The following is a 26,163-nucleotide window of genomic DNA, read 5'->3' as shown; positions in this document are numbered from 1 at the left end:
CCTTATGGGGGCCATACGGCTTTTCAGTCCGCCGCGGCCACCGCCCACGATATAGATACCTAACTCAGGTATGCAAATGGAGATGCCATGAGCCCCGAGTCCCCCGGGGAGCCCGGTTCCGAGGATCCGCCCGCCGACCTGCTCGCCGTACTCCCCCGCATCACCCAGCTCAGCGCCGCCTTCACCAAGGGCCGGATCGCCGAACGCGCCACCGAGGCGGCCGGGCTCACGCTCGACCGCCCCGCGCTGGGCGTGCTGGTGACCCTGCGCACCGCCGGCAAGCCGCTGCGGATCGGTGAGATCGCCGACCGTCTACAGGTCGTCGGCCCGCATGTCACCCGGCAGGTCCAAGTGCTGGAGAAGCGTGGGCTGGTCCACCGTGTGGCCGACCCGCACGACCGCCGCGCGAGCCTCATCGAGCCGACCGAGGCCGGCACCGAGGCCGCCAACCGGTATGTGACCTCCCTCCTGGGCTGGTTCGGGGACGCACTGGCCGACTGGCCGCAGCAGGACCGCGACGACCTCACCCGCCTCCTGGCCCGGCTCGCCGACGATGTGACGGCCCGGCTCGCGCGGCTCGACGAGGACGGGGAGGGCTGAGGGGCCGGGACTACGGCGGCGTTCCGGGGCCGGTCCTCGGCGGTGGTGGCGGGTCGTCCGCGGGGCGAGCGCGCATCGCATCGCCAAGTGGAGCCGGGACTCACGGCCTGCTGACCCGGCAGCGGTGCAACTCCCCCGGTGGGGGGTGGTTGCACCGCTGTCGGCTGACCCTGTATCGGCCGGATCACGGTACGAGACCTTCACCTCGGTCGTGCACCGGTCCGCCGAAAGGCGCCATGCCCGCGACGCCTGCTGTTGCGCAGACGTGGTCAGTTGGTGAAGGTGAACCAGTTGATGTTGGTGAAGTCCGAATTGCTGCCCCGGAAGACCAGGTAGACGTCGTGGACGCCGGTGGCGGGGGCGACGATGTTCGCGGGGACGGTCTGCCAGTTCTGCCAGCCGCCGTTGTTGGCGAAGTTGATCTCGGCGATCTTCGTACCGCCGGTGCTGTCGAGCCGCACCTCGATGGCGCCGCTGACACCGGGGTCCGCGCCCGACGCCAGCCGGGCCTTGAACTGGTTCGGGGAGGCCGAACCGAAGTCGACGGAGGAGTACTTCAACCAGTCGCCGTTCGAGATGTAGCCCACGTCGCTGCCGCCGCCGGAGTCGGAGCAGCTCTCGACGGCGGTCCCGCTCTGTGCCGAGTAGGACTCGGCCTGGATGGTGCTGTAGGCGCTGACGTTGCCCGAGCCGCCCCCCGGTCCGCCACCGGAGCCGCCGGCGCCCAGGGTGATCGTCCACGAGGTGGGAGCCCCGTCCTGGATGTGGCCGTCGACGGGGGCCGAGCCGGTGGGGCCGACGTCGTCGTAGGGGAAGGCGTAGCCGATGCTGGCGTACTTGTGGACGAGCCGTGCGTAGTGGTTGGTGATCGAGTCCTGGTAGTACTGCGAGGGTGTCAGCCCGTCGGGCTGGTTGTTCCCGCCCGGGACCAGGAGCGAGCTGCGGTTGAGCGCGGCGGCGAGCCGGGCGGCGATCGCCCCGCGGGCGTCCGACCCGGAGTTGTAGAGGGGACCGGACGCACAGCCGAAGATGTCGACGGCGCTCGGCTTGGTGAACGGCACGCCGTTGGTGTTGAGACCGGAGAAGACGATGGCGTTGCCGGAGACGGTGCCGGTGTAGGAACCGATGCCGCCCTGGCCGTTGATGGTCAGCGGGGTGGAGGCATAGTGACTCCAGACCCGGTTCAGGTAGTCGTCCCAGTAGCCGCCGAAGTCGACCGGCGAGTGCGAGGGGGACATGACGCGCAGCACCGCACCGGAGGAGTCGGTGACCACCAGCCTGTCCCAGGGAGCCCCGTCGGAGGCGTGCTGTGCCTGTAGGCCGGAGGCGATGGAGGCGAGCGCGCCGGAGGGCAGCGGACTGACCGACTGGGTGCCCCCGCTGCCGGTGCTGCTCATCGAGATCGGCAGCGCCACCATGTCGACATAGGAGATGTTGGCGTAGAGATTGGCGCTGTTGAAGGTGAACTCGCAGAACGTCCAGTTGGTGGCCCAGTTGGGGTCGGCGCTCACCAGGGCGGGCTGCACCACGCCGGGCACGGCACCGGGGTTGACGAAGAACTGGAGTTTCTGCCCGACCGAGAACCAGACCCGGCCGCCGATGATGTAGTCGGTCAGGGTGACGGTCTTGGCGGCCGAACCGGATGCGCCCAGCGCGATCGAGTAGTCGGCGATGGGGGTGACCGGGGACGACGGGTTGGGCAGCCGGTTCAGGCCGCCGTTCGCCGAGACGAAGACCGGCCAGCCGCTGCTGTCGGTGCCGGATATGTAGGCGTAGACGGTGTCGTGGCCGGAGTTGTTCGCCAGTTTCACGGGGAGCGAGACTCCCGCTGCCGCCGCGGTGGAGGCCAACGGTGAGAACGGGCTGAGGACAGCCGCACCGGTGACGGCGCCGGCCGCGGCCAGGAAGGAACGTCGGGAAACCACAGGGGCCCTCCCGGAGGGGGTGATGGTCCGTCAACGATGCGACGGCCTGGGGGTGTTGTTTCATGTGGGGTTCTGTGCAGGGGTGACGGTATTGGACTGGACCAATACCGTCAAGGTTACGGAACCGTTACTTCCGTGCGGCGGCGTCCGCTCGTCGTGCCGAGGCGCGTCAGGCAACGCAGATGGGCCGCATCACGCCGAAGCGGATGCGGCCCACGGTCGCGTCAGCCGGTGGTCCGGGTGTCTGTGCGCGGGGCCCCGTTCCGAGGTCCCGGGAACGATTCACGCACACCCGGGGCCCGGGTCAGCAGTACAGGTTGGCGCCCGCCGACACGCCCAGGATCTGCGTGAACCGCTGGTATGTGTCCACCCGGCTCTGCACCTGCGCCGGGTTCCTGCCGTCGCACTCGAGGGAACCGTTGATGGAGCGGATCGTCTGCCCGAAGCCGGCGCCGTTGACCATGGCGTTGTGCGGGGTCATGGATCCGGGGCCGGACTGGGTGTTCCAGTACCAGAGACCCGTCTTCCACGCCACGGCGGAGTCGGTCTGCACCAGCGAAGGGTTGTTGAGCAGGTCGATGCCGAGCGCATCGCCTGCGGCCTTGTAGTTGAAGTTCCAGCTGAGCTGGATGGGGCCGCGGCCGTAGTAGGCCGCCTGGCCGGCCGGGCAGCCGTACGGCTGACTCCAGTCGCAGTAGGTCGGATAGTTGGCGGTGTTCTGCTCCACCACGTAGACCAGTCCGCCTGTCTCGTGGCTGACGTTGGCGAGGAAAGCGGCCGCCTCCTGCTTCTTGGTCTCGTCGCCGCCGGTGTTGGCGAAGCCGGGATAGGCGCCGAGCGCGGCGGTCAGACCACTGTAGGTGTAGAAGCCGTTGCGGTTCGGGAACATCTGGTTGAACTGGGCCTCGGAGACAACGAAGTTGCCGACGGGCGTGTCGCCTCCACTGCCGCTGTCGCAGTTGTACGGCTCCCAGTACCAGGTGCTGATGACCGGGTCGTAGCCCGGGTTCTCGTGCTCAGCGATATAGGCCCGGCCGTCCGTGTAGCGGACGATGTCACCGGTGGCGTACCACTGGCCGGCCACCCAGTTCGGGTAGCTCGAACAGGCGGCGGCGGACGCGCTGGCGGCCGGCACCAGCACCGGTATGGCGGCGGAGAGGGCGAGCGCGGTCACGACCGCGGAGATTCGACGCCTCGACACGGAATCAACTCCTTGACGGAGAACGGTCGTACCCGGCGCAGGCAGGACGGAGCGAGCCTTGTGCGCGTACCGGCGGGACCGGACGGGGCGCGGGGCCGACCTTGGTGGGGGGTGTGAGGCACACTCAACCGTATTGGTCTGTACCAGTCAAGGCGTAGACCGATCAGTGGCGAAGGAGCGGCGGGACGGGCGGCACGGCCAACTGGGCTCAAACGGGGCCCTGTTGGGCGGAGGGGCCATCGCACACATCCCGGTCGGTCGGCAGGTCGGTGCGGCGCAGGGTCGCCACGCACAGGTGCGGGGTGACGAAGGGCTCCAGGGACTCGGCGGTCAGCGGGGCGCGCAGGGTGTCGACGGTGCCCCGCATCAGGCCGAGATGGACCGCGCAGATGATGTCCGGGCGGCGCTGGGCGACCTCGCGGAACGGGCAGTGGTGCAGCCGCAGCCGCCGGATGCCCTCGGCGTCCTCGGCCCCACCCCCTGCCCCACCCTCCGGAACTCCGGCCGCCGGTTCATCGGCCGGTTCCCCGGCCGGGGCCTCCGCCTCCGTGACGAAGCCCATGCCTTCCAGGGTCGCCCTCAGCCGCCGCTGCCCCTCCTCCGCCCCGATCCGCTCCGTGGGGGCGGGGGCGTCGGTCAGATAGGCGCCCCAGGAGCGGCCGGCCTCGGTGGCGGCGGCCACCGGGTCGTCCACCGCCCCGGCCACCACGCCGAGCAGGATGTCGGAGAGCAGACGGAAGCTGCGGGCGCCTTCGGGGCCCTCGGCCGCCACGGCGGAGTAGACGACCTTCGGCCGGCCCGGCTCCTCGCGGGGGGCGGTGCCCCGTACCGCCAGCTCCTCGGAGACCAGGGCGTCCAGATGGAACCGGGCGGTGTTGAGATGGACGCCGACACGCTCGGCGACCTCCGCCGCGCCCAGCGGGGTGCCCGACTCGCGCAGCAGTTGGAGGACGGCAGCCCGTCGGCCCCGTTGCGCAGGGGCGTTGCCGGGGTCGGTGAGCTGTCGGGACGCAACCATGACGGGATCGTACAACCACGAAGAGTAGAAACAGTATTAATTGTTTCTACTCTTCGCAGAACCTCCACCACTCGGCACTACTCGGGCGGCGTCACCTCGATCCTGCGCAGTCTGCGCACCAGTACCACTGCGAGCAGCCCGTGCGGGACGGCGACCGCCGCGAGCACCACGGCCTCCGCGGGCCGGTGGTGCCGGACCAGTTCGGCGCTCGCGAGCGTGAGCGCGACCACGCAGACGAACAGGGCGACGGCCCGGTGGAAGCGGCCCACCTCCGAGTGCGGCCAGTCGCCGGGGCCGGCCGGGGCCGGGGCGTCCCGCACCGCCCGCCGGTAGCCGGCGAAGACCCGGGACGCCCAGGCGCTGGTGGTCTGCCGGGCGTAGGCCTCAAGACCGAGGACGACGCCCAGGAGCACCCCGAGGTAGCCGGCGGCGAGCAGCGGTTCCGCGGTCATGGCTCCACCATCTCGTCGGCGGGCGGCGGTCCGGCCGGGCCGGGGGCCGGGACGATCTCGGTGAACAGCAGCGTCGACTCGGCGTCCTCCGGCTGCCGGGTGGCGCGCGCCCGGTGCCGCACGCCGAGCCAGGTCATCCACAGCAGCGGGAGCACACCGCCGACGATGAAGACCACATCACCGGGGAGCCGCAGCCATTCCAGGAACGCGTTGGTGTCGCCCTGGAGGTAGCCGAGGCTGCGGGCGTCGGCGTAGCCGCTCTCGACGACCTTGTAGAGCTGGAGCGCGCCGCCGGGCAGCAGGGTGGCGAACGACATCCAGGCCAGGCCCAGGTTGAGCGACCAGAAGGCCAGCCGGGGCCAGCGGTCCGACCAGCGGTTCTCGGGGATGAAGTAACGCAGTGCGAAGACCGCGAAGCCGACCGCGAGCATTCCGTAGACGCCCATCATGGCGGCGTGCGCGTGGTTGGCCGTCAGACCGGTCCCCATTTCGTAGTAGGAGACGATCGGAAGGTTGACCAGGAAGCCGAAGACTCCGGCGCCGAGGAAGTTCCAGAAGCCGACGGCGGCCAGGAACATCACCGCCCAGCGGTGCGGGAACGGTGTGCTCGACGCGGTGTGGCGGCGGGCCCCGATCTGCAGGAAGCCCCATGCCTCGACGGTCAGGAACAGCAGCGGCACCACTTCGAGCGCGGAGAACGTCGCGCCGAGCGCGAGGTGTTCGGCCGGCTCGCCCGAGAAGTACAGGTGGTGCATGGTCCCGATGACACCGCCGGCACTGTAGAGCACGATGTCGAGGAAGATCACGGCCAGGGCCACGCGCTCCCGGACGACGCCCAGCAGGACGAAGAGATAGGCGACCGTGGCGGTGGTGAACAGTTCCATGAAGTCCTCGACCCACAGGTGCACCACGATGAAGCGCCAGAAGTCGGCGGTGGTGAACTGGGTGTCGGGCGTGGCCAGCAGCCCGACGGCGTAGAACGCGGGCAGGGCGAGCGCCGCCAGGAAGAACAGCCAGGGCATGTTGGCGACGCTCTCCTGACGCAGTCTGCGGCGCAGTCCGCGGAAGAGGATCACGACCCAGACGACCATGCCGAGCGTGAGCAGCACCTGCCACACCCGCCCCAGGTCGAGGTACTCCCAGCCCTGGTTGCCGAGCGCGCTCCACAGACTGCCGAGCCAGCCGCGCTGTCCGGCCAGCTCGCCGAGCAGGCTGCCGAGCACCACGACGACCAGCGCGCCGAGCAGCGCCCGGGTCAGCAGGGCCTGTTTGCGGGGCTCCCAGCCGCGGGCGATCAGCGGGGTGATGAAGACGCCGATGGCCAGGAAGGAGGTGACCACCCAGAAGATCGCGAGCTGGGTGTGCCAGGTGCGGGCGAGGTTGTACGGCAGCCACTGGTCGAGCGGGATCCCGAAGAAGCTGCCGAGGTCCGCCCGGTAGTGCTGGGCGGTGGCGCCGAGCAGCGCCTGCACCAGGAACAGGGCGGCCATCACCAGGAAGAACCAGGCGGTGGTCCGCTGCGCCGGGGTCAGCCGGACCCGGTCGGGGGCGTGGAAGCGCAGTTCGCGGTGGTCGCGCCGGTGCCAGCCGAGGAAGTTCCAGCGGCCGAAGGCGGCGAACAGTCCGCCCGTGCCCACCAGCAGGAAGATCAGCGAGAGCACGCTCCAGGTCACCGTGTGCCCGGTGGGCTCGTTGCCGACCAGGGATTCCGAGGGCCAGTTGTTGGTGTACGAGTAGTCGTGACCGGGGCGCTCGGCGGCGGCGGTCCACGCGGTCCAGCCGAAGTAGGCGGTGATGTCGTGGATCTCGTCCGGGTCGGTGATCGCGGAAGGCCGTAGCCCCTGTTTGCCGTCGGGCGTGCCGAGCAGGTCGGCGTAGTGCCGGGTGAGTTCGGTGAAGGCGGCGGCCTGTGCGTCGGTCCACACCAGGGTGCGGGTTCCGGCGTCGTAGCGGTTGGTGCGGAAGTCCCGCACCGTCTGTGCGCCGGCGTCGGCCGACCCGTCGCGTTCGTGGGACTTCCGCACAAATGTGGCGCTGCGGTCCAGGTAGTCGGCGGTGAAGTCCGGGCCGAGGTAGGCGCCGTGGCCGTAGATCGAGCCGTACTGCATGAGGCCCGAGCGCAGGAAGACCTTCTGGCCGTCGCGGACGTCCTGCCCGGTGAAGACCACCTGTCCGGTGGAGGTGACGGTGCGGTCCGGGATCGGGGGCTGGGCCTGGTAGGTGCGCATCGCCAGAAGCGCGAGGACGAAGAACCCGCCGAGGGTGACGAGGATCGCGGCCTGTGTCCAGCCGCGGGCGATCATCCGCTTCCGTCTGCCGGTGACTTGAGGCGGACCCTCGGTCGGTGGTGCTGCTGCCATACGGCATGACCTCCTCACAGACGCGGCGGTCGCTCGACACGATCGCCGACTCCTGGGAGGAGAGTAGTACCAACAAGATTCGTATTAACAAGTGGCGTCGTTTAAATCAGCCAGCGGGGAACCGGCGTTGGCGCCGACGGGCCGGTGAACTCGAACACGCCGAAGGGGCGTCCGGGCCGGTCCGGACGCCCCTCCAGGCGCGTACGTCTGCCGTCACCAACAGGTTCGCAGTCTGTTCGAGTCGGCCCCTGGCTTCACCCGTCCCCGGCGTCCTGGGGCAAGGTGAGCCGCAGGACGATCTCGCCGTCGTAGATCTCCCCGGTGGGCTCGAACCCGAACTTCCGGTAGAAGGGCAGCGGTTCGCCCTCGCCGGTCTCGTAGCTGGTCAGCAGTTCGGTACCGCCGTCCGCTCGCACCAGGTCGGCGATCTGCGTGAGTGCGTCCCGGCCGATCCCCCGACCCTGGTACCGCTTGTCGACGAGGAGGCGCCAGAGGAAGTACCGCCCTGTGAAAGGCCCGGTCGGCGGCTTCCAGGACAGCATCACGAAGCCGGCCGGCTCGTCGCCGCAGTACACGGCCCGATACCAGGGATTGGCCTCCGCCGTCTTCGCCGCGTCCTTGAGCGACCTGGACACGGAGGCGACGAATCGCTTCTGGTCCCGGCGGACCCGGAGGGCGCGAACGGCCTCCCGGTTGTCGTCGGTGATTTCCTCCAGGCGCACCCCTGGGGACCTCATGCCACACCCCTTCCTGGATCGGGCGACCTCGCGCCATCCGGGCCGATGTGAAGAGCTGCCGCCGCAGCGTATGCGACGCCGGCGACCTGGAGCGTGACCGGCACGCCCGGCAGCGGCAGGAGGGACACCGGCCGCACCTCACACGGCGCGCCGGGAACGCGGTTCGGAGGCCGGGACGCCGCGTGCCACGGGTGCCGGGGTGGCCGCCCGTCGCCGGTAGACCAGATAGGGACGGACCAGGTAGCCGACCGGGGCGCTCCACACATGGACGAGGCGGGTGAACGGCCAGGTGGCGAAGAGCAGGCAGGCGCTCAGCGCGTGCAACTGGAACAGCAGCGGTGCCCCGGCGATCGCCTCGGGATGCGGGTGGAGGGTGAAGACGCCGCGGAACCAGACCGACACGGTGGTGCGGTAGTCGTAGCCGCCGCCGAACACGTTGTGCACGGCGGTGGCGCTGAAGCCGAGGAGGACCGTGACGGACAGCAGCGGGAACAGCACCTTGTCGCTGCGGTCGGTGGTGAGACGGACGCGGCGGGCGAGCAGCCGCCGGGCGCACAGCATGCCCAGACCGGTGACCATGGCGACCCCCGCGACGGAGCCGAGTGCGACGGCCGTGGTGTGGTAGGCGTGCTCGCCGATCCCGGCCGCCTCGGTCCAGGACGCGGGTACGGCCAGGCCCACCACATGTCCGCCGATCACCGCGAAGGCACCCAGGTGGAACAGGGGGCTGCCCCAGCGCAGCCAGCGGTGTTCGAGGAGCTGGGTGGTGCGGGAGGTCCAGCCGAACTGGTCCTGACGGTAGCGCCACACATGCCCGACGACGAACACGGCGAGGCAGATGTAGGGGAAGGCGACCCACAGCAGCAGGTCGGAGCCGCCGGGGGCGGCCGCGTACGGGTTCATCGAGCACCTTCCGGGCGGGAGGCCGGTGGGGCCGGCAGGGGCGGTACGAAGGTGTCGGGCGGGGCGAACTCCCCGTGCCCGTAGGTGCCGTAGGGGTCCAGACCCACGTCCTCGTTCGGCGGTCCCTCGGCCGCCAGCTTCGTCACCGCCTCCTCGTCGGCCCGGGACGGCGGGGGCAGGAGGGCGAGCAGCGCGGCCAGCACGTGCCGGTACGGCGAGCCGGCGGACTCCAGCGCCCGGTGGATCAGGTCGAGGCCGCGGCGGTGCTGGCGCAGCGGCGCCTCGCCCGCACCGGTGCCGGCCAGGGCGGCGAACTCCAGGACGACCGGCAGATGGTCGGGCAGTTCACCGCCGCTCGTGTCCCATCCCGCGGCCTGGTAGCGGCGGGCCAGGGTGAGCAGGGCCATGCCGCGGCGGCGGGTGTCGCCGTGCAGATAGTAGGTGAGGTAGAGGCTGCTCCTGCGGCGCAGGTCGAAGGTCTCGACATAGTGCCGCTCGAGTGTCTGGGGGTCCTGCTCGGCGAACCAGGTGGTGAAGGCGGCCAGTTCGGTGGCGGCCGGGGAGGGCGGCAGAGCCCGTACGGCGGCGAGCACGGTGGGCCGGGCGGCGGCCAGCTCGGCGTCCGGGTACTGGAGGGCCAGGGACAGCAGTCGCAGCACCAGCGCACGGTCCCGGGTCTCCTCCGGGGTGAGCCGGGCCGGGCGGCGCACGGCCGCCCGCAGCCGGGTGCGGACCCGGGCGGGCACGGTGGGGGGAACGGCGTTCACGGGCGGCCTCCGGCAGGGGCGTCGGGGTTGCGGCGGCGCAGGGTGGGAAGGCCGAGCATGACCTTGCGCCCGGCCGGCTCGGCGGAGGACTCCACCGGGCAGCGGTTCTCCAGGGCGGTCAGCGCGGCGGCGTCCTCCTTGTGGGCGGCGGGGACGACATAGCGGTCCTTGTATTTGGCCACCGCGAGGAGCCGGTGCAGGTCCTCCGCCTCCCGGGCGGTCAGTCCCACGGCCTTGAGCGCGGTCTCGTCGCCGCTCTCACCCAGGGTCTTCGCGCGCATGTACGACCGCAGGGCGGTCAACTTCATCAGCACCCCGGCGACCACGTCCGTGTCCCCGGCGGTGAACAGCTCCGCCAGGTATTCGAGCGGGATACGCAGCCGGGTGACGGCGGCGAAGACATGGTCGGGGTCGTCCTGGTCGCCTCCCGCGACGCTCACCGCGTCCAGGACGGGGGAGAGCGGAGGCACGTACCAGACCATCGGCAGGGTCCGGTACTCCGGGTGCAGTGGCAGTGCCACCTCGTACCGGCGGACCAGGTCGTACACGGGTGAGCGGCGGGCCGCGTCCAGCCAGTCCTCGGGGATGCCGGAGGCGCGGGCGGCCGCGATCACGTCGGGGTCGTGGGGGTCGAGGAAGACGTCGCGCTGGGCGTCGAGGAGGTCTTTCTCGTCCGGGGTCGCGGCGGCCTCGCCGACCCGGTCGGCGTCGTACAGCAGCAGCCCCAGGTAGCGCAGTCGGCCCACGCAGGTCTCCGAGCAGACCGTGGGCTGCCCCGCCTCGATGCGCGGGAAGCAGAAGGTGCACTTCTCGGCCTTGCCGGTGGCGTGGTTGACGTACACCTTCTTGTACGGGCAGGCCGTCACGCACATCCGCCAGCCCCGGCAGCGGTCCTGGTCGACCAGGACGATGCCGTCCTCCACCCGCTTGTACATGGCGCCGGACGGACAGGCCGACACGCAGGCGGGGTTGAGGCAGTGCTCGCAGAGCCTGGGCAGATGGAAGAGGAAGGTCTGCTCGAACTCGAACCTGACCTTCTCGGCCCACTCGCCCCTCAGGTTCGGGTCGCCGCCCGCGTGCTCGGGCGCGCCGCCGAGGCTGTCCTCCCAGTTGGCGCCCCAGGTGATCGAGGTCGGCTTCCCGGTGAGGACCGAGCGGGGGCGGGCGACCGGCATGTCCGGCCCGGCCGGGGCGCTGACCAGGTTGTCGTAGTCGTAGGTGACCGGCTCGTAGTAGTCCTCGATCGACGGCAGGTCCGGGTTGGAGAACAGCGAGAGCAGGCGCTTGACCCGGCCGCCGGAGCGCAGCACCAGACGCCCGCGCCGGTCCAGCATCCAGCCGCCCTTCCACTGCTCCTGGTCCTCGTAGCGGCGCGGATAGCCGAGGCCGGGCTTGGTCTCGACGTTGTTGAACCAGGCGTACTCGACGCCGGTCCGGTTGGTCCAGGTCTGCTTGCAGGTGACCGAGCAGGTGTGGCACCCGATGCACTTGTCGAGGTTCATCACCATCGCGATCTGGGCCATCACGCGTCCGACGGTGGCTTCGCCACGGGGCATGTCAGTACTCCACTTGCTGGCTGCGGCGGCGGATGACGGTGACCTCGTCACGCTGGTTGCCGGTCGGGCCGTAGTAGTTGAAGGCATAGGTGAACTGGGCGTAGCCGCCCGCGAGATGGGTCGGCTTGACGAGCAGGCGGGTGAGCGAGTTGTGGATACCGCCGCGCTTGCCGCTGACCTCGGTCTTCGGGACGTTCACCGTGCGGTCCTTGGCGTGGTACATGTACACCGTGCCCTCGGGCATCCGGTGGGTGACCACGGCGCGGGCGACCACGACGCCGTTGCGGTTGTACGCCTCGATCCACTCGTTGTCCTTGACGCCGATCTTCTCGGCGTCGGCGGTGGACATCCAGATCACCGGGCCGCCGCGGGAGAGGGCGAGCATATAGGCGTTGTCCTGGTACTCGGAGTGGATGGACCACTTGGAGTGCGGAGTGAGGTAGCGCACGGTCACCTCGGCGCGTCCGTCCTCGTGAAGATGCTCGTCGCCGTAATGCCGGATCGCGTTCAACGGCGGCCGGTACACGGGAAGTTGCTCACCCAGCTCGGCCATCCAGTCGTGCTGGACGAAGAAGTGCTGACGGCCGGTGAGGGTGTGCCAGGGCTTCTTGTGCTCGACGTTGATGACGAAGGGCGAGTAGCGGCGGCCGCCGGTCTCCGAGCCGGACCACTCGTACGACGTCATCACCGCGCGCGGCTGGGTGCGGGTGTCGGCGAAGGTGATCCGTTCCGCCTCGCGCTCGGACGCCAGCTCGACCAGGCCCTTGCTGCCGGTCTGCCGCTCCAGTTCCCGGAAACCCTCCGTCGCCAGGCGCCCGTTGGCGGTGCCCGACAGTGCGAGGATCGCCTCGCACATGTCGCTCGCGGTGGCCAGGGAGGGACGGCCGGCGCCGATCCCGTCGCGCACGGTGCCGCAGCGGTGGCGCAGCTCCTCGATCTCCCGGTCGGGGTGCACGGTGACGCCCTTGGTGGTTGTGCCCAGGGTGTCGAGCAGCGGGCCGACGGCGCGGATCTTCTGGGCGACGGCCCCGTAGTCCCGCTCGACCACCACCAGCTTCGGCATGGTCCGGCCCGGGACCGGCTCGCACTCACCGGCCTTCCAGTCCCGTACGACCCCGCCCGGCTGGGCGAGTTCGTCCGGGGTGTCGTGCGTCAGCGGCACCGCGAGGACGTCGGTGCGGGTCCCGAGATGCTCAGCGGCCAGTTCGCTGAACCGGTCGGCGATGGTCAGGAAGGTGTCGTAGTCGGTGCGGGCCTGCCAGGGCGGGGCGATGGCGGGGGTGAAGGCGTGCACAAAGGGATGCATGTCCGTGCTGGACAGGTCGTCCTTCTCGTACCAGGTCGCGGCCGGCAGGACCACGTCCGACAGCAGCCCGGTGGAGGTCATCCGGAAGTCCATGGTGACCAGCAGGTCGAGCTTGCCCTCGGGGGCCTCCTCGTGCCACACCACCTCCTCGGGCCGCTCGCCCGGCGGGGTCTCGGCCGAGCGGACGGCCGCGTCCGCGCCCAGCAGATGACGCAGGAAGTACTCGCTGCCCTTGCCGGAGGAGCCCAGCAGGTTCGCCCGCCACACGGTCAGCACCCGGGGGAAGTTGGCCGGGTCGTCCGGGTCCTCGGCGGCGAACCGCAGCCGCCCCGCCTTCAGTTCGTCCACGATGTGCTCGGCGACCCCGCGCCCCCGGGCCGCCGCCTCGTCGGCCAGATCCAGCGGGTTGCGGTCGAAGCCGGGGTGGCCCGGGGTCCAGCCGAGGCGCACCGCCTGCGCGAGACAGTCCGCGAACGCCTTGCCCCTGAACCGACCGGCGCCGAGCGGCGAGGCCAGCTCCTCGGGACCGAAGGCCTCGTACCGCCACTGGTCGGTGTTGAGGTACCAGTACGACGTGCCCGTCATGTGCCGCGTCGGGCGCTGCCAGTCGAAGGCGAACGCCAGGTGCTGAAAGCCCGTCAGCGGCCGCACCTTCTCCTGGCCCACGTAGTGCGCCCACCCGCCGCCGTTGACGCCCTGGCAGCCGGTCATCGTGGTCAGCGCCAGAAACGCCCGGTAGATGGTGTCCGAGTGGAACCAGTGGTTGGTGCCCGCCCCCATCGCGATCATCGACCGGCCGTTGGTGCGCTCCGCGTTGCGGGCGAACTCCCGGGCGATCCGCGCCGCCTGCTCGGCCGGTACGGAGGTGACCGTCTCCTGCCAGGCCGGCGTGTACGGCTGGGACGCGTCGTCGTACCCGAGCGGCCAGACGCCCGGCAGACCGGGTCGTGCCACCCCGTACTGGGCCAGCATCAGGTCGAAGACGGTGGTGACCAGTCGGCCGCCGACGCGCCGGACGGGGACCCCGCGTACCATCACGGAGCCGCCCTCGGTGGCACCCTCGTCGAACCGGGGCAGCGCCACCCGCACCAGGTCCTCGGCGGACTCCAGAAGGCTCAACTCGGGTACGACGTCGCCGAGATCGAGGTTCCAGCGGCCCTGTCCGGCCTTGTCCCAGCGGAAGCCGAGCGAGCCGCCGGGAACCACCGGCTCACCGGTGGCACGGTCGAGGAGCACCGTCTTGAACTCCGCGTTCTCGGTGGTCTCCGCGCTCTCCGTGTCCCCCTCGGCCTCGCGGCCGAGGTCGGCGGCGGTCAGGAACCCGTCCGGGACCAGCCCGTGGGCGCCGTCCCGCAGCGTCACGAGGAACGGCGCGTCCGTGTACGTCCGCAGGTAGTCGCGGAAGTAGGGCACTTCGTGGTCGACAAGGAACTCGCGCAGGATCACATGCCCCATGGCCATCGCGAGCGCCCCGTCCGTGCCGGGATGCGGGGCGAGCCACTCGTCGGCGAACTTGACGTTGTCCGCGTAGTCGGGACTGACCGCGACGACCTTGGTGCCGTTGTAGCGGGTCTCGGTCAGGAAGTGGGCGTCCGGGGTCCGGGTGACGGGGATGTTGGAGCCCCACATGATCAGATAGCCCGCGTTCCACCAGTCCGCCGCCTCGGGGACGTCGGTCTGGTCGCCGAAGACCTGCGGGGAGGCGACGGGGAGATCGGCGTACCAGTCGTAGAACGACAGCAGCGTGCCGCCGATCAGCGACATGAATCGGGACCCGGCCGCGAACGACGCCATGGACATCGCCGGGATCGGGGAGAAACCGGCCACGCGGTCGGGACCGTACGCCTTGATCGTGTGGACCTGGGCGGCGGCGACGAGCTCGGCGACCTCGTCCCAGTCGGCGCGCACCAGGCCGCCCTTGCCGCGGGCCCGCTTGTAGGCGCGCGCCTTGACCGGATCGCCGGCGATCTCCGCCCAGGCCGCCACGGGATCACCGAGTCTGCGCCGGGCCTCGCGCCACAGCTCCAGCAGGGCACCCCGGACGTACGGGTAGCGGACCCGGCTGGGCGAGTAGGTGTACCAGGAGAACGACGCACCGCGCGGGCAACCGCGCGGCTCGTACTCCGGGCAGTCCGTGCCGATCGACGGGTAGTCGGTGGCCTGGTGCTCCCAGGTGATGATCCCGTCCTTGACGTACACCATCCACGAACACGACCCGGTGCAGTTCACGCCGTGGGTGGAGCGCACCACCCTGTCGTGGGCCCAGCGGTCCCGGTAGAACCCCTCCCACTTGGGGTCGCCCTCACCGAAGACGGCGCGTCCGTCGGCCGACACCTCGCGACGGGTCAGCAGCCGACGGGCGGCCAACGGCCAGCCCTGCCCTGCGCGCCGCTGCGACGGGCGCGCGCTCTCGTCGTTCTCCATGACCACGAACGTAGGGGCCGATCCCGCTCCGGGCCCCGGGGCCGAACGGCCCTGTCGGGACACCTACCGGCCCGGTCCGCATCCTGGTCCTTCGTGAACTTCACCTCCGTCGAGGGCCGTTCCGGGCGGTGACAAGGGGCCATGGGGCGGTGCCCGAGGGCCGGTCGGCTCAGGCGCAGACCGACGCGCCACGGCGATCCTGACCGGTGACCGGCCGGGAGCGGCCAGGGACCGTCAGGTCCGGCCGTCCGGGCCACGTCTTCTCGTGTCCATGGGCTGGGACAGCCGCGGCACGCTCCTGGTCCGGTCCCCGTCCGTCGCCGATCCGGCGCCGCCACGGCCGCCTGCGCGGTCCGCGGTCATCGGGACGCCCGGCTCCCCCGAACCGACCGGCATCGGCATGGCGCTGCCGGCCACGGCGGATGCGTCGGGCACGGGCCTGCACCGCTCCTGACGGATCCACCCGTCGCGTGGTGATCGCCGGAAGCAGGGACGATCGGCCCATGTCCGTGGGCTCTTCGGCCGCTGCCGTCGGACCGGCTGATGCCGAATGCTGGCTGCCGACCGATCCGGAGGTATCCCGTGTACGACCGAACGAGGCGCCCGCACGGCCGTCTCCACCGTCGTCCCCCGTGGTGGGCGCCGCACGCGGGCCGGACCGGTCGCCGTCCGACCGCCCGTCACGTCTGCCCTGACTCCCGGGCGGTCGGACGCACGATGCGTACTCGACCTGTACGGAGGCCGCGATGAGCGGTGTGCAAGCGATCCGCCGACAGCACCAGAACGTCGCGGACAAGCCGTTCATCGTCATCTGGGAGTCCACCCGGGCCTGCCCCCTGGCCTGTCTGCACTGCCGTGCCGAGGCCGTACCGGACCGCCACCCGCGCGAGTTGGACACCGCCACCGCCAAGGACCTGCTCCATCAGGTCGCCGCGTTCGGACAGCCCGCCCCGCTGTTCGTCATCACCGGCGGGGACCCGTTCCAGCGCCCCGACCTGCTGGAGCTGATCAGGTACGGCGAAGAGGCGGGCGTCCGTGTCGCCGTGTCCCCCTCCGGCACCCCCACGCTCACCCCGGACCGGCTGCGCGCCGTGCACGAGGCGGGTGCCGTCGGGCTGTCGCTCAGCCTGGACGGCTCCACGGCCGAACTGCACGACGGATTCCGCGGTGTTCCCGGGGTGTTCCGCTGGACCCTGGACGCCTGGGACACCGCCCGCGCCCTCGGGATGAAGGTGCAGATCAACACGACGGTCGCCCGGCACAACCTCCTTGACCTGCCGGACATCGTCCGTCTGGTCGCCGAGCACGGCGCGATGCTGTGGAGCGCCTTCTTCCTGGTGCCCACCGGGCGCGGCAGACAACTCGGTGTCCTTACGGCGGCCGAGGCCGAGGATGTGCTGAACTTCGTCCACGACGTGGGCCTGACCGTGCCCGCGAAGACGACCGAGGCGCACCATTTCCGACGCGTCGCGCTTCAGCGGAAGGTGCTGGCGGAGCTCGGCGAGGACCATGTCGCGGTCCTGGGGCTCGGGCCGCTGTACCGGCAACTGCGCGACCGCGCCGCAGAGTTGGGCTTGAACGCCGGTGGGCGCCGGGCTCGTCGGCCGCCGTTGGACGTCAACGCGGGCCGTGGCTTCGTGTTCATCTCGCACACCGGCACGGTGCATCCCAGCGGCTTTCTGCCGCTGGGCGCGGGGAGCGTACGGGAGAGGCCGCTGCCCGAGATCTACCGCACTTCGGAGTTGTTCACCGGACTGCGGGACCCGGACCGGCTGCGCGGCCGGTGCGGGGCGTGCGAGTTCCGCCGCGTGTGCGGAGGCTCCCGGTCCCGCGCCTACGGCGTGACCGGAGATCCGTACGCGGAGGAGCCGTGGTGCGGCTACCGGCCCGGGACCTTCCCCTATCAGAGAGAACTGGCCGCGTTGCTGCCCGGCGACGCCACCGCGGCGGGTTCCTCTCCCCCGTCCGAACGCCGCGCACCACAACAGGACGTCATGTGAGCAGCCAGGTCGATCACCCCGCACCCACCGATGCCCGGCATCCCGGCGGTCTCAAGCAGCCGGACCTGAAGACCCGTCAGCTACGTGCCCACTCGGTGGTGGCGGTGTGGGTGGGGCTGGCGCTGGTGGCGGCCGGCGCCCAGCAGACCCTGCCGGTGGCGCGCTGGCTGGCGGTCCATCTGTTCCTGCTCGGTGCCGCCACCACCGCCGTCATGGTGTGGAGCGAGCACTTCGCCGTCGCCCTGCTGCACGCCCGTCGTCCCGACGAGCGGAGGAGCGATGCCCGGCTCGCGGCGGTGAACCTCGCCGTGCTGGGTGTGCTCATCGGTGTGTGGCTCGACCGGCCGGTTCTGACCGGCGCCGGCTGCGTACTGCTGGTGGCCGCGCTCGCCGCCCACCTGGTGGTGCTCGTGCGCATGGGGCGAGGGGCCCTGGGCGGACGTCTCGCCCGGGTGGTCGGTTTCTACCGGGCGGCCGCGGCGGCGCTGATCGTGGGCGCGGTACTGGGCGGACTGATCGCAACCGGTCACGCGGGTCCTCGGTACTACGCCGGGCTGCGGCTGGCCCACATCCATGTGACCCTGCTGGGCTGGATCGGACTGCCGGTCCTGGGCACCCTGTTCATGCTCTGGCCCACCGTGCTGGGCGTGCGCATGACGGAGCGCACCACGCGGGTCGCGCGCTGGGTACTGGCCCTGACCGGGGGCGGACTGCTGACCGCGGTGGTCGCTCTGGTGGCCGGACGGCGTTGGCCCGCTGTGGCCGGTGTCATGGCGTACGCCGTCGGCACGGTCCTGATGACGACCCTGCTCGCGCGCACGATCCGCCGTCGACGCCCGGTATCGGCGGCGGCCGCATGGATGCTGGGCGCGGCGGCCGGATGGCTGTGCGCCGGCGTGGCCGCGGACGCGGGCGTCCTGGCCGTCCGGCCGCTCACCGAGGCAGGGGAGGACTTCACTCTTCTGGTCCCGGTCGTGATCGTCGGCTTCGTGGCGCAGGTCCTCATCGGCGCCCTGACGTATCTGCTGCCGATCGTGCTCACCGGTGGGCCGAGGGAGCGGGCCGCGCTGCGGGCGGTCCTGGAACTCGGCTGGCCGGCCCGGTTCGTGGCCCTCAACGGCGGAGTGGCGTTGCTGGCCCTGCCGCTGCCCGATCCGGTGGGCACGGCGGGACTCCTGCTGGCCGCGGGGGCCGGAGCGGCGTTCCTCGCTCTCCTGGTCCGCGTCCTCGTACGCAGGGGCGGCGGTGCGGGGGAAAGCCCCTCGTCGCGACGGCCGGTCCTGCTGGGCACCGCGGGCGGCACCGTACTGATCGTGCTGGCGGTACTGGTGGCGAACAGTGGCGGCGGCACCGACCACCCGGCCGACGCCTCACGAGCGGGCGGCAACGGCGCCGCCGTCACACGCACCGTCGATGTGACCCTGGCCGGCATGCGCATCCGGCCCGGCAGGATCGATGTCACGGCGGGCACCGAACTGCGGCTGAAGGTCACCAACAAGGACGCCCAGCGCCACGACCTCAAGGTCGAGGGCGGCCCCGCCACACCGCTCCTCTCCCCCGGGCAGAGCCGGACCCTCGATCTCGGGCCCGTCACCGAAACCCGAACGGCGTGGTGCACCCTGCCCGGTCACCGCGCCGCGGGAATGACCATGGACATCGTCGTGCGGAACAGCACCGACGACATGGCCGGCATGCACGACGGGCCGACCGCCGTCACCGACGACAGCAATCCGGACCTCTCCGCCGGCTTCTCCCCCGGCTGGAAGCCCCGCGACGCGGCCCTGGCCCCCGCACTCGCCGGAACGGTGCACAGGATCGAACTGCACGCCGTCCGCCGGACCATCGAGGTGGCCCCGGGCGTCAGACAGCAGATGTGGACCTTCGGCGGCACCGCTCCCGGCCCCGTACTGCACGGACGGGTGGGCGACGTCTTCGAGGTCACCCTCGTCAACGACGATCCCGCCATGGGCCATGGCATCGACTTCCACGCCGGCTCCCTCTCCCCCGACCGGGCGATGCGCACCATCGCTCCGGGACAGCGGCTGGTCTACCGTTTCCGTGCCGAAAGGGCCGGCGCCTGGCTGTACCACTGCAGTACGGCGCCGATGCTCCAGCACATGGGCAACGGCATGTACGGTGCCGTCGTCATCGACCCGCCCGGCCTGCCGAAGGTGGACCATGAGTATGTGCTGGTGTCCTCGGAGCTCTATCTCGGCACGCCCGGCAGCGCGGCCCAGGTGGCGAAGATGCGTCAGGGCGCCCCGGACGCCTGGGTGTTCAACGGCGTCGCCGCCCAGTACGCCAAGGCGCCCCTCAGGGCGAAGGCCGGGCAGCGGGCCCGCTTTTGGGTGGTGGCCGCCGGGCCGGGTGACGGCATCGCATTCCACATCGTCGGCACCGTCTTCGACACGGTCTACGAGGAGGGCGCCTACCTCGTCGAGCCCGGTCGGCCCGGGGGCTCGCAGGTGCTGGGCCTGGCCCTGGCCCAAGGAGGTTTCGTCGAGACCACGTTCCCCGCGGCCGGCCACTACTCCTTCATCGACCACGACATGCGCCACGCCGAGGCCGGTGCCATGGGCATGGTGGAGGTGAGCAAGTAGTGGGCGGTGTCGGTCTGTGGTCTCTGGTGCGCTTCCTGCACGTCACCGGTGCCGTCCTGTGGGTCGGCGGGCAACTGGCCCTGTCCCTGGTGGTGTTGCCGCTGGCCCGGCGGATGCTGTCCGAGGACGCCAGGGACCGTTTCGCGGCCGAGGCGGGCCGCCGCTTCGGACTGCTGACCGGGGCGCTGTTCCTCCCCCTCCAACTCGGCACCGGCTGGGCCATGGCCTGGCACAAGGGTGTCACCTGGGCCTCGCTCGCCGACCCCGGCTACGGACGCACCCTGGCGGCCAAGCTCGGGCTGTTCGTCCTGGTCATGCTCGCCGCTGCCGGCCATGGCATCGCCCACACCAGAGGGCGCGCCGAACTGGCCCGAGCCCTTGCCGTCGCATCGCTGGTCGGTTCGCTGGGCGTCGTCCTGCTCGCCGCCGCCCTGCCCGCCACATAAACGCGGTGATGTCCCCAGGCCCTTCCGGTCCGGGGACATCACCGAACCCTCTTGTGGACCTCCCGCTACGGCCCTGAGGCCCAGCGGCATTCTGCGACCGGCGGCGGGGGCCTGTGCCGCGGGGACGACAGTCAAGGTCTCCGAGCCCGCGGACGTCGGTACCACACCCGCCCGCGGCCGCACCGTCGCGTCCGGGCGTGTGGGCAACCAGCGCACGAAAACCTCGCGGCCCGGTCGGACGGAAATCGGGGACGGCCGGACCGGGTGATGAGGCCGGACGGCCCGGCCCATGGAGAACTCCGCACGCGGATAGTGGCGTTGGGCCGACGGCACGCACCACGCCGTCGGACGGCCTGTGGCCCGGACCCCTTGGCCGGGGCCACACCACCGCGAACGCGAAGGGACGGGCTGACGATGCTTCAGCCATCGAGCAAGCAGAACGAGGCGACGGCCGTGTCCGTGTCCGGCCGGGCATGGCTGATGCTGGCACTGGCCACGGTGGGCTTCGCGGTCAACTTCTGGGCGTGGGCCCTGCTCAGCCCGCTCGGCCCGCACTTCAAGGACAGCCTGCAGCTGACCTCGTTCCAGCAGTCGCTGCTGGTGGCGGTGCCGGTGGTGGTCGGCTCACTGGGCCGGATACCGGTGGGCGCGCTGACCGACCGCTTCGGAGGGCGCGTGATGTTCCCCCTCGTCTCGGCGGCCACGATCGTGCCCGTGCTCTACCTCGGCCTCGCCGGCCACTCCTCCCTCGCCGCCCTGCTGGCGGGAGGGTTCTTCCTCGGCATCGGCGGCACCGCGTTCGCCGTCGGAGTGCCCTTCGTCAGCGCCTGGTTTCCGCCCGAGCGGCGCGGGCTCGCCATCGGGATCTTCGGGGCCGGCATGGGCGGCACCGCGATCAGCGCGCTCACCACGGTCAAGCTGGTGACGGCGCACGGCATGGCCGATCCCTTTCTGATCACCGCCGCCGTGCTGGTGGTCTATGCGGTGGTGGCGGCCCTGGTGCTGCGGGATGCGCCCGGCCGCACGGTGCCCACCGAACCACTGGCCGGCCGGCTGGCCACCACCCTGAGGCTCGGGATCACCTGGCAGGCATCCGCCCTGTACGCGGTGGTATTCGGCGGCTACGTCGCCTTCTCCGTCTATCTGCCCACCTATCTGAAGACCGGCTATGGTCTGGCCCAGACGGACGCAGCCAACCGGATGGCCGGCTTCGTCCTGCTCGCGGTCGCGATGCGCCCGATCGGCGGCTGGCTGTCGGACCGCATCGGCCCGGTACGGGTTCTGACGGTGTCCCTGACCGTGGTCCTCGCCGGAGCCTTCGCCCAGGCGTTCACCCCGGACCTGGCGCCGATCGGCACGATCGCCTTCCTCGCGCTGGCCGCCGCGCTCGGCGCGGGCAGCGGCGCCGTCTTCGCCCTGGTCGCACTCATAGCCCCGGCGAACCAGGTCGGCTCGGTCACCGGTGTCGTCGGCGCGGCCGGCGGCCTCGGCGGTTTCATCCCGCCGCTGGTCATGGGCTCGCTGTACGGCGCCTACGGTTCGTACGCCCTCGGCCTGGCGCTGCTCGCCGCGGTGGCGGCCGCGGCGCTCACCCTCACCGGTACCGGAGTACGTCAGTCGGTCACCCGCCGGGTTCCGGCGCCCCAGGCGAACTGAGCAGGAAGGACAGCGACACCATGTGCGAGTACTGCGGCTGCCAGGCGCTGCAAGCGATCGACGAGCTGACTCAGGAGCATGACAGGGTGGTGACGCTCATCAGCCGTGTCGGCGACGCCCACGCCGGCGGCAACGTCGCTCTCATGGCGGAGGTCGCCCGCGAGATCGCCGCCCTGCTCGGCCCGCACACCCGGGTCGAGGAGGAGGGTCTGTTCCCGGCCCTGGCCGCCGACTTTCCCGAGCAGATGGCCGAACTCGAGAGCGAGCACCGGCGCATCGAGGCCGTACTGGCGGAGGCGGACGGACCGTTCCTGGCCGATCCGACCTGGCCGCAGCGGTTGATCGAGACGCTCGCCTTGCTGCGTGACCACATACTCAAGGAGCAGGACGGCGTCTTCCCGGCCGCCCTGGCCTACCTGACCATCGAGCAGTGGGAGGCCGTCGAGGCGGTCCGTGCCCGCACGGACACCCGGATCTCGCCGTCACCGTGAGGGTGTCCGTGGGTCAGTGACCTCTCCGTCGGCCGGGGCTTGCCGTGCCGGACCGGGCCGCGGCCGGTGTCGATTCTTACCGGTGGCCCCAGCCGTGCCTGGACCCGGGAACCGTCACCGGCTTCCCCCGGAAGCAGCCGATCGAGTACGGGTACTCGCCGTTGAGGTGGTAGTGGTACATGACGACCTTGTGGCCGTCCCACATGATCGCGTGCGTATGGCCGTGGCAGACATCCAGGTCCTTGTTTCTGACGATCTTTCCGTCCTCGCCGCGCGGCCCGTAGATCCCGAAGCCGTCGATGGCGTATCCCACGAGCGGTGAGTGCCGGTCACGGGCATGCGCGGGCCCTCTGGAAGCCTTGCCGAAGCAGGTCTGCGAGGGGCCGTGGTAGTGGTACTGGGTGTCGTAGGGATGGCCCCAGCAGCGGTCGAGGGGCAGGGCCGCGTTCGGGTCGACCGGGCGGTCCTGCGCGTCGGTGGCCACCTCCAGGTGGAAGGTGCCGCCCGCCAGAGCCATCCCCGTCGTCAACTGGTCGATGCACGTGGGCGTCGCCGCGACGGACGGACGGCGGGGAACGGTGACGTCGAGGTCCCACGGCTTGATGGGGATCGCAGCGGCATTGGGGTACCCGTGCGCGGGAATCTCCGCGTAGTACTTGTACGCGGGGGTGCCCTTCTGGACGGGGAAGTGCCCGGTCGGATGGTCCGGGAGCCCGTTGCCCTTGAAGTGCCTCTTGGTCGAGGTCGTCGTCACCCGCAGTCTGCCGTGCCAGCGCAGTGTCCCCGACACAAAGGGCCGCTTGCGCACATCGATCACACCGTGCGCGTCGATCCACGGGCGGTCGGGCCGGGTGAGGGTTCCCCCGCGGCAGGCGTAGAGGGTGTTGCGCGCGGGTGACGCGATCGACGTACCGGTGGGCGGTGTGTGCAGACGCGTGATCGGGGTGTTCCCACCCTCGCTCCACGAATCCATGGCCGCCCGCACGGGACGGGGCACAGCGGCGGAGCCGGCCGGAGCCGGCGACGGAACCAGTAGCGCGCAGACCGCACCAGTGGTCAGCGCAACAGGTTTGAGCAGGCCGTGCATCAATGCTCCCCATCTCGACGAGGGCCGGAGGTCGTCACACCGGCGGCCCATGTCCCCGCCGCCTGCATCACCTCACCACGCCCCCGGCCCGTTGTCCCACGGACACGAACGGGCAACCGAGTGAGCGCCCCTCCCGACAGGGCCGGGGGGGGGGAGCATGGGGAGTCTCCCGACGGCTGTGTCCTGTCAGGTGCCTGGCCGACGGCCCTCGGAGCGGGACGAGCCGGTCGCCCGCGACTCCAGCATTCTCCTGGCCTCGGCGACCACCGCCGGGTCGGTGACAAAGTGCGTGTCCTGCGCGGCGGAGGCGCTGGAGGCACCGAGGGGGATCCAGGCGCCCACGCGCCGGGGTTCGGCGCGGCGCTTCGCGGAGAGATGGACGGCGGCCACGCCGGCAGCGGTCAGCGCGGGGATGTCGGAGGGGCGCACCCCGCCGCCCGCCATCACCTGCACGCCGGGCGCCACCTCGACCATGGCGGCGAGGTCGGCCAGCCCCTGTCCGGCGGCCGGGGCGCCGCCGGAGGTGAGCACCCGGGTGAGCCCCAGGGCGGGCAACTGCGCGGCGGTGGCGACCGGGTCCGCGGACTGGTCGATCGCGCGGTGCAGGGTCACCTCGACGGGGCGGCTCACCTCATGAGCCGCAGCGGCGAGGCGGGCGACGGCGTCGGTGTCGAGGCCTCCGTCGGCGGTGAGCGCGCCGACGACCACGCCGGAGGCGCCGGAGGCGATCACGGACCGCACCTCGGCGGCCATCAGGGCGATCTCCTCGGCGTCGTGGACGAAGTCGCCCGGCCGGCAGCGGACCAGGACCTGCACCGGCAGGCCCACGGCGGCGACCGCCTCGACGAGGGCGGCCGACGGGGTCAGGCCGCCCAGTTCCAGGCCGGTGCAGAGTTCGACGCGATCGGCCCCGTGGTCGAGAGCGACACGGGCACCGGCCGGTGAGGTGACGGCGATCTCCAGTGCGGGCCGCCGGGAAGGTACAGCCGGCCCGGGAACCTCGTCGGACGCCACCGATGCCAGGGCCCGGCCCGCCCCGCTGGTTCGGGGCGGGCCGAGGGGCCGGGAAGTGCGGTCGGTCACTCGTCGTCCCCGGTGAGCGGCTGGTCGGAGGCCGGGATGACACGGGCCGTCAGGTCCGGGTCGGCCATGTCGGGGTCGAAGGGGAACATCGGGCGGCGGATGCGGCGGTGACCGAGGCGCACCAGGTCCTGGTCGACACCGCCGGGAGTGAGGGCCATCTTCCAGCCCACCGACATGTCGAACAGCTCGGGCTCCAGATAGCCGATCTTGACGATCACGATGTCGGCGGAGCGCGGGTCGAGGTCGAGGTCGGTGAAGTCGTGCTCGTGGTGGTAGGGCTTCCGCAGCCTGGTGAGGATCGCGTACACACTGCCGACCCGGATGACGACCTCGGTCTTCGCGTCCCGGTCGCCGTGCCGGATCGAGTGGACCACACCGGTGAGCGTGACGGGGCCGGCGTGCCGGTCGTCGACCTCGGCGCCGGCGGTGACGGTGACGGTGGCGCCGAGCCCGGCGGCGACGGCGGTCTCGATCGCGGCGGGGCCCGGCACCGAGGCGTAGAGGACGGTCGGCCCGTCCTCCTTCTGGAACTCGGGGCGCTCGAGCAGCCGGGTCAGGCCCCAGGTGACGTCACCGGCGCCACCCGCCGTGGGGTTGTCGCCGGTGTCGCTGATGAAGTACGGCCGCTGGTCGGAGGCGAGGGCCTCGTCGAGGAGTTCGTCGTAGGTGCCGGTCGGGGCGACGAAGTCGAAGTCGTGGCGGGCGTTCCAGAAGCCCCGGGCGAGGCGTTCGGCCCCGGCCGAGACCGCCGCCGTGTCGTCGCCGGTGACGACCACGACGGCGCGGTTGCGGGGTTCGTCGGCCCAGGCGTAGCCGACCCAGACGGCGGCGTCCGTCACGCCGTCGGCGGCCTCGACCTCGTCGACCGCCGCGTACACGCTCTTCGCGGGTTCGATCCGGGTGGAGGTCTGCTCGCCGGCCAGCAGCACCGGGACCGGCACCCATGCCTTGACCGGGCGGGGGGCACCGGACACCAGCAGGTCGACCAGGTTGCGGACGGCGCGCTCCTTGGTCTCCATGTGGTCCTCGTGCGGGGCCATCCGGTAGCAGGTGATCAGATCGCTGCCGTGGACGAGTTCCCGGGAGACGTTGCCGTGCAGGTCCATCGAGGTGGAGACGATCACGTCGGGGCCTACGGTGGCGCGGATGCGTTCCAGCAGCACGGCCTCGGCGTCGTCGATCCCCTCCACGGTCATGGCGCCGTGGATGTCGTACCACAGGCCGTCCAACCGGGGCAGCGCGGCGAGGCGTTCGATCAGCTCGTCGGTGAGCGCGGTCCAGGCGGCGGCGGTGACGGTGCCGCCGGGCAGTGACTTGCCGACCAGGGCGCCGTGCCATTCGGCGGCCTCGCGCAGTTCCTCGCCGGGCGCGAGGAACGGGTACCGGTCGAGGACCTCGGTGCCGCGCGAGGGGTGGAAGGCGGGGGCCTCGGTGCGGGCCGGGGAGAAGGTGGAGGACTCGATGCCGAGGCCGGCGACGGCGATGACCGGACGGGCGACGGCGGTGCGGGTGTGGGACATGGCTCCTCGTGCGGGGTGGTGCGGAGTGGGC

The 26,163-nt window shown here is 71.3% G+C and carries 20 protein-coding genes; 7 read left to right on the top strand and 13 right to left on the bottom strand.

Annotated features, from left to right (window positions below):
• The first annotated feature begins 87 nt into the window (after positions 1–87).
• Entirely contained in the window at positions 88–600 is a 513-nt protein-coding gene (locus CP978_RS34000; RefSeq protein WP_043447505.1) for a MarR family winged helix-turn-helix transcriptional regulator, read from the top strand.
• Between the two features lie 269 nt (positions 601–869).
• Here CP978_RS34000 and CP978_RS33995 read toward each other — a convergent pair whose 3' ends face one another.
• The 10 genes from CP978_RS33995 to CP978_RS33950 all read right to left on the bottom strand — a co-directional run bounded on the left by CP978_RS33995 (position 870) and on the right by CP978_RS33950 (position 15,249).
• Positions 870–2,525, bottom strand: coding sequence for a beta-1,3-glucanase family protein (locus CP978_RS33995; protein WP_043447501.1), 1,656 nt, complete (start codon positions 2,523–2,525; stop codon positions 870–872).
• A gap of 304 nt (positions 2,526–2,829) precedes the next feature.
• Positions 2,830–3,726 carry a glycoside hydrolase family 19 protein gene (locus CP978_RS33990; protein ID WP_043447497.1) on the bottom strand — a complete coding sequence of 299 codons (897 nt, stop codon included), beginning with the start codon at positions 3,724–3,726 and terminating at the stop codon, positions 2,830–2,832.
• Between the two features lie 208 nt (positions 3,727–3,934).
• Positions 3,935–4,744: a helix-turn-helix transcriptional regulator gene (locus CP978_RS33985; protein ID WP_150478361.1), complete on the bottom strand. Its 810-nt coding sequence runs from the start codon at positions 4,742–4,744 to the stop codon at positions 3,935–3,937.
• Positions 4,745–4,821: 77 nt separating this feature from the next.
• The gene (locus CP978_RS35130; RefSeq protein WP_043447494.1) at positions 4,822–5,196 is read right to left on the bottom strand and encodes a hypothetical protein; all 375 of its coding nucleotides are present in this window, start codon (positions 5,194–5,196) and stop codon (positions 4,822–4,824) included.
• Positions 5,193–7,556, bottom strand: a complete 2,364-nt coding sequence (locus CP978_RS33975) for a nitric-oxide reductase large subunit (RefSeq protein ID WP_052454469.1) — start codon at positions 7,554–7,556, stop codon at positions 5,193–5,195. The genes CP978_RS35130 and CP978_RS33975 overlap by 4 nt, the downstream gene beginning before the upstream one ends.
• A 254-nt stretch (positions 7,557–7,810) precedes the next feature.
• Positions 7,811–8,293, bottom strand: a complete 483-nt coding sequence (locus CP978_RS33970) for a GNAT family N-acetyltransferase (RefSeq protein WP_221501032.1) — start codon at positions 8,291–8,293, stop codon at positions 7,811–7,813.
• Positions 8,294–8,431: 138 nt separating this feature from the next.
• Positions 8,432–9,196 carry a respiratory nitrate reductase subunit gamma gene (gene narI, locus CP978_RS33965; RefSeq protein ID WP_043447489.1) on the bottom strand — a complete coding sequence of 255 codons (765 nt, stop codon included), beginning with the start codon at positions 9,194–9,196 and terminating at the stop codon, positions 8,432–8,434.
• Positions 9,193–9,963 carry a nitrate reductase molybdenum cofactor assembly chaperone gene (narJ, locus tag CP978_RS33960; RefSeq protein ID WP_043447485.1) on the bottom strand — a complete coding sequence of 257 codons (771 nt, stop codon included), beginning with the start codon at positions 9,961–9,963 and terminating at the stop codon, positions 9,193–9,195. Before narJ ends, narI begins: the two co-directional genes overlap by 4 nt.
• Positions 9,960–11,519, bottom strand: coding sequence for a nitrate reductase subunit beta (narH, locus tag CP978_RS33955; protein WP_043447482.1), 1,560 nt, complete (start codon positions 11,517–11,519; stop codon positions 9,960–9,962). The genes narJ and narH overlap by 4 nt, the downstream gene beginning before the upstream one ends.
• Before the next feature lies 1 nt (position 11,520).
• Complete coding sequence (locus tag CP978_RS33950; RefSeq protein WP_043447479.1) at positions 11,521–15,249, bottom strand: nitrate reductase subunit alpha; 3,729 nt, start codon at positions 15,247–15,249, stop codon at positions 11,521–11,523.
• 271 nt (positions 15,250–15,520) lie between these two features.
• Between CP978_RS33950 and CP978_RS33945 the strand changes: the two genes are divergently transcribed.
• The 6 genes from CP978_RS33945 (at position 15,521) to CP978_RS33920 (ending at position 22,442) form a co-directional block, all read left to right on the top strand.
• Entirely contained in the window at positions 15,521–15,703 is a 183-nt protein-coding gene (locus CP978_RS33945) for a hypothetical protein (protein WP_043447477.1), read from the top strand.
• 292 nt (positions 15,704–15,995) lie between these two features.
• Entirely contained in the window at positions 15,996–17,249 is a 1,254-nt protein-coding gene (locus CP978_RS33940) for a TIGR04053 family radical SAM/SPASM domain-containing protein (protein WP_052454468.1), read from the top strand.
• Positions 17,246–19,849: a multicopper oxidase domain-containing protein gene (locus CP978_RS33935; RefSeq protein WP_207312858.1), complete on the top strand. Its 2,604-nt coding sequence runs from the start codon at positions 17,246–17,248 to the stop codon at positions 19,847–19,849. Before CP978_RS33940 ends, CP978_RS33935 begins: the two co-directional genes overlap by 4 nt.
• Positions 19,849–20,295, top strand: coding sequence for a hypothetical protein (locus CP978_RS33930; protein WP_043447474.1), 447 nt, complete (start codon positions 19,849–19,851; stop codon positions 20,293–20,295). The genes CP978_RS33935 and CP978_RS33930 overlap by 1 nt, the downstream gene beginning before the upstream one ends.
• A gap of 414 nt (positions 20,296–20,709) precedes the next feature.
• The gene (locus CP978_RS33925; protein ID WP_043447473.1) at positions 20,710–21,951 is read left to right on the top strand and encodes an MFS transporter; all 1,242 of its coding nucleotides are present in this window, start codon (positions 20,710–20,712) and stop codon (positions 21,949–21,951) included.
• Positions 21,952–21,971: 20 nt separating this feature from the next.
• Entirely contained in the window at positions 21,972–22,442 is a 471-nt protein-coding gene (locus CP978_RS33920) for a hemerythrin domain-containing protein (protein WP_043447469.1), read from the top strand.
• Positions 22,443–22,518: 76 nt separating this feature from the next.
• Here the strand turns inward: CP978_RS33920 and CP978_RS33915 are convergent, their stop codons facing one another.
• The 3 genes from CP978_RS33915 to CP978_RS33905 form a co-directional block, all read right to left on the bottom strand.
• Positions 22,519–23,415 (bottom strand): YHYH protein, encoded by an 897-nt coding sequence (locus CP978_RS33915; protein WP_052454467.1) that lies wholly within the window; start codon positions 23,413–23,415, stop codon positions 22,519–22,521.
• A 300-nt stretch (positions 23,416–23,715) separates the two neighbouring features.
• A complete protein-coding gene (locus CP978_RS33910; protein WP_052454667.1) occupies positions 23,716–24,543 on the bottom strand; it encodes a copper homeostasis protein CutC in 828 nt (275 codons plus the stop codon).
• Between the two features lie 65 nt (positions 24,544–24,608).
• On the bottom strand, positions 24,609–26,132 hold the full coding sequence (locus tag CP978_RS33905; RefSeq protein WP_043447467.1) for a M81 family metallopeptidase: 1,524 nt from the start codon (positions 26,130–26,132) through the stop codon (positions 24,609–24,611).
• Positions 26,133–26,163 lie beyond the last annotated feature (31 nt).

Source organism: Streptomyces nodosus, from assembly GCF_008704995.1.
In the GTDB taxonomy this organism is placed as follows: Bacteria; Actinomycetota; Actinomycetes; order Streptomycetales; family Streptomycetaceae; genus Streptomyces; species Streptomyces nodosus.
Note: the sequence above shows the minus strand (reverse complement) of the source record. Positions and strands in the feature narration are given on the sequence as shown.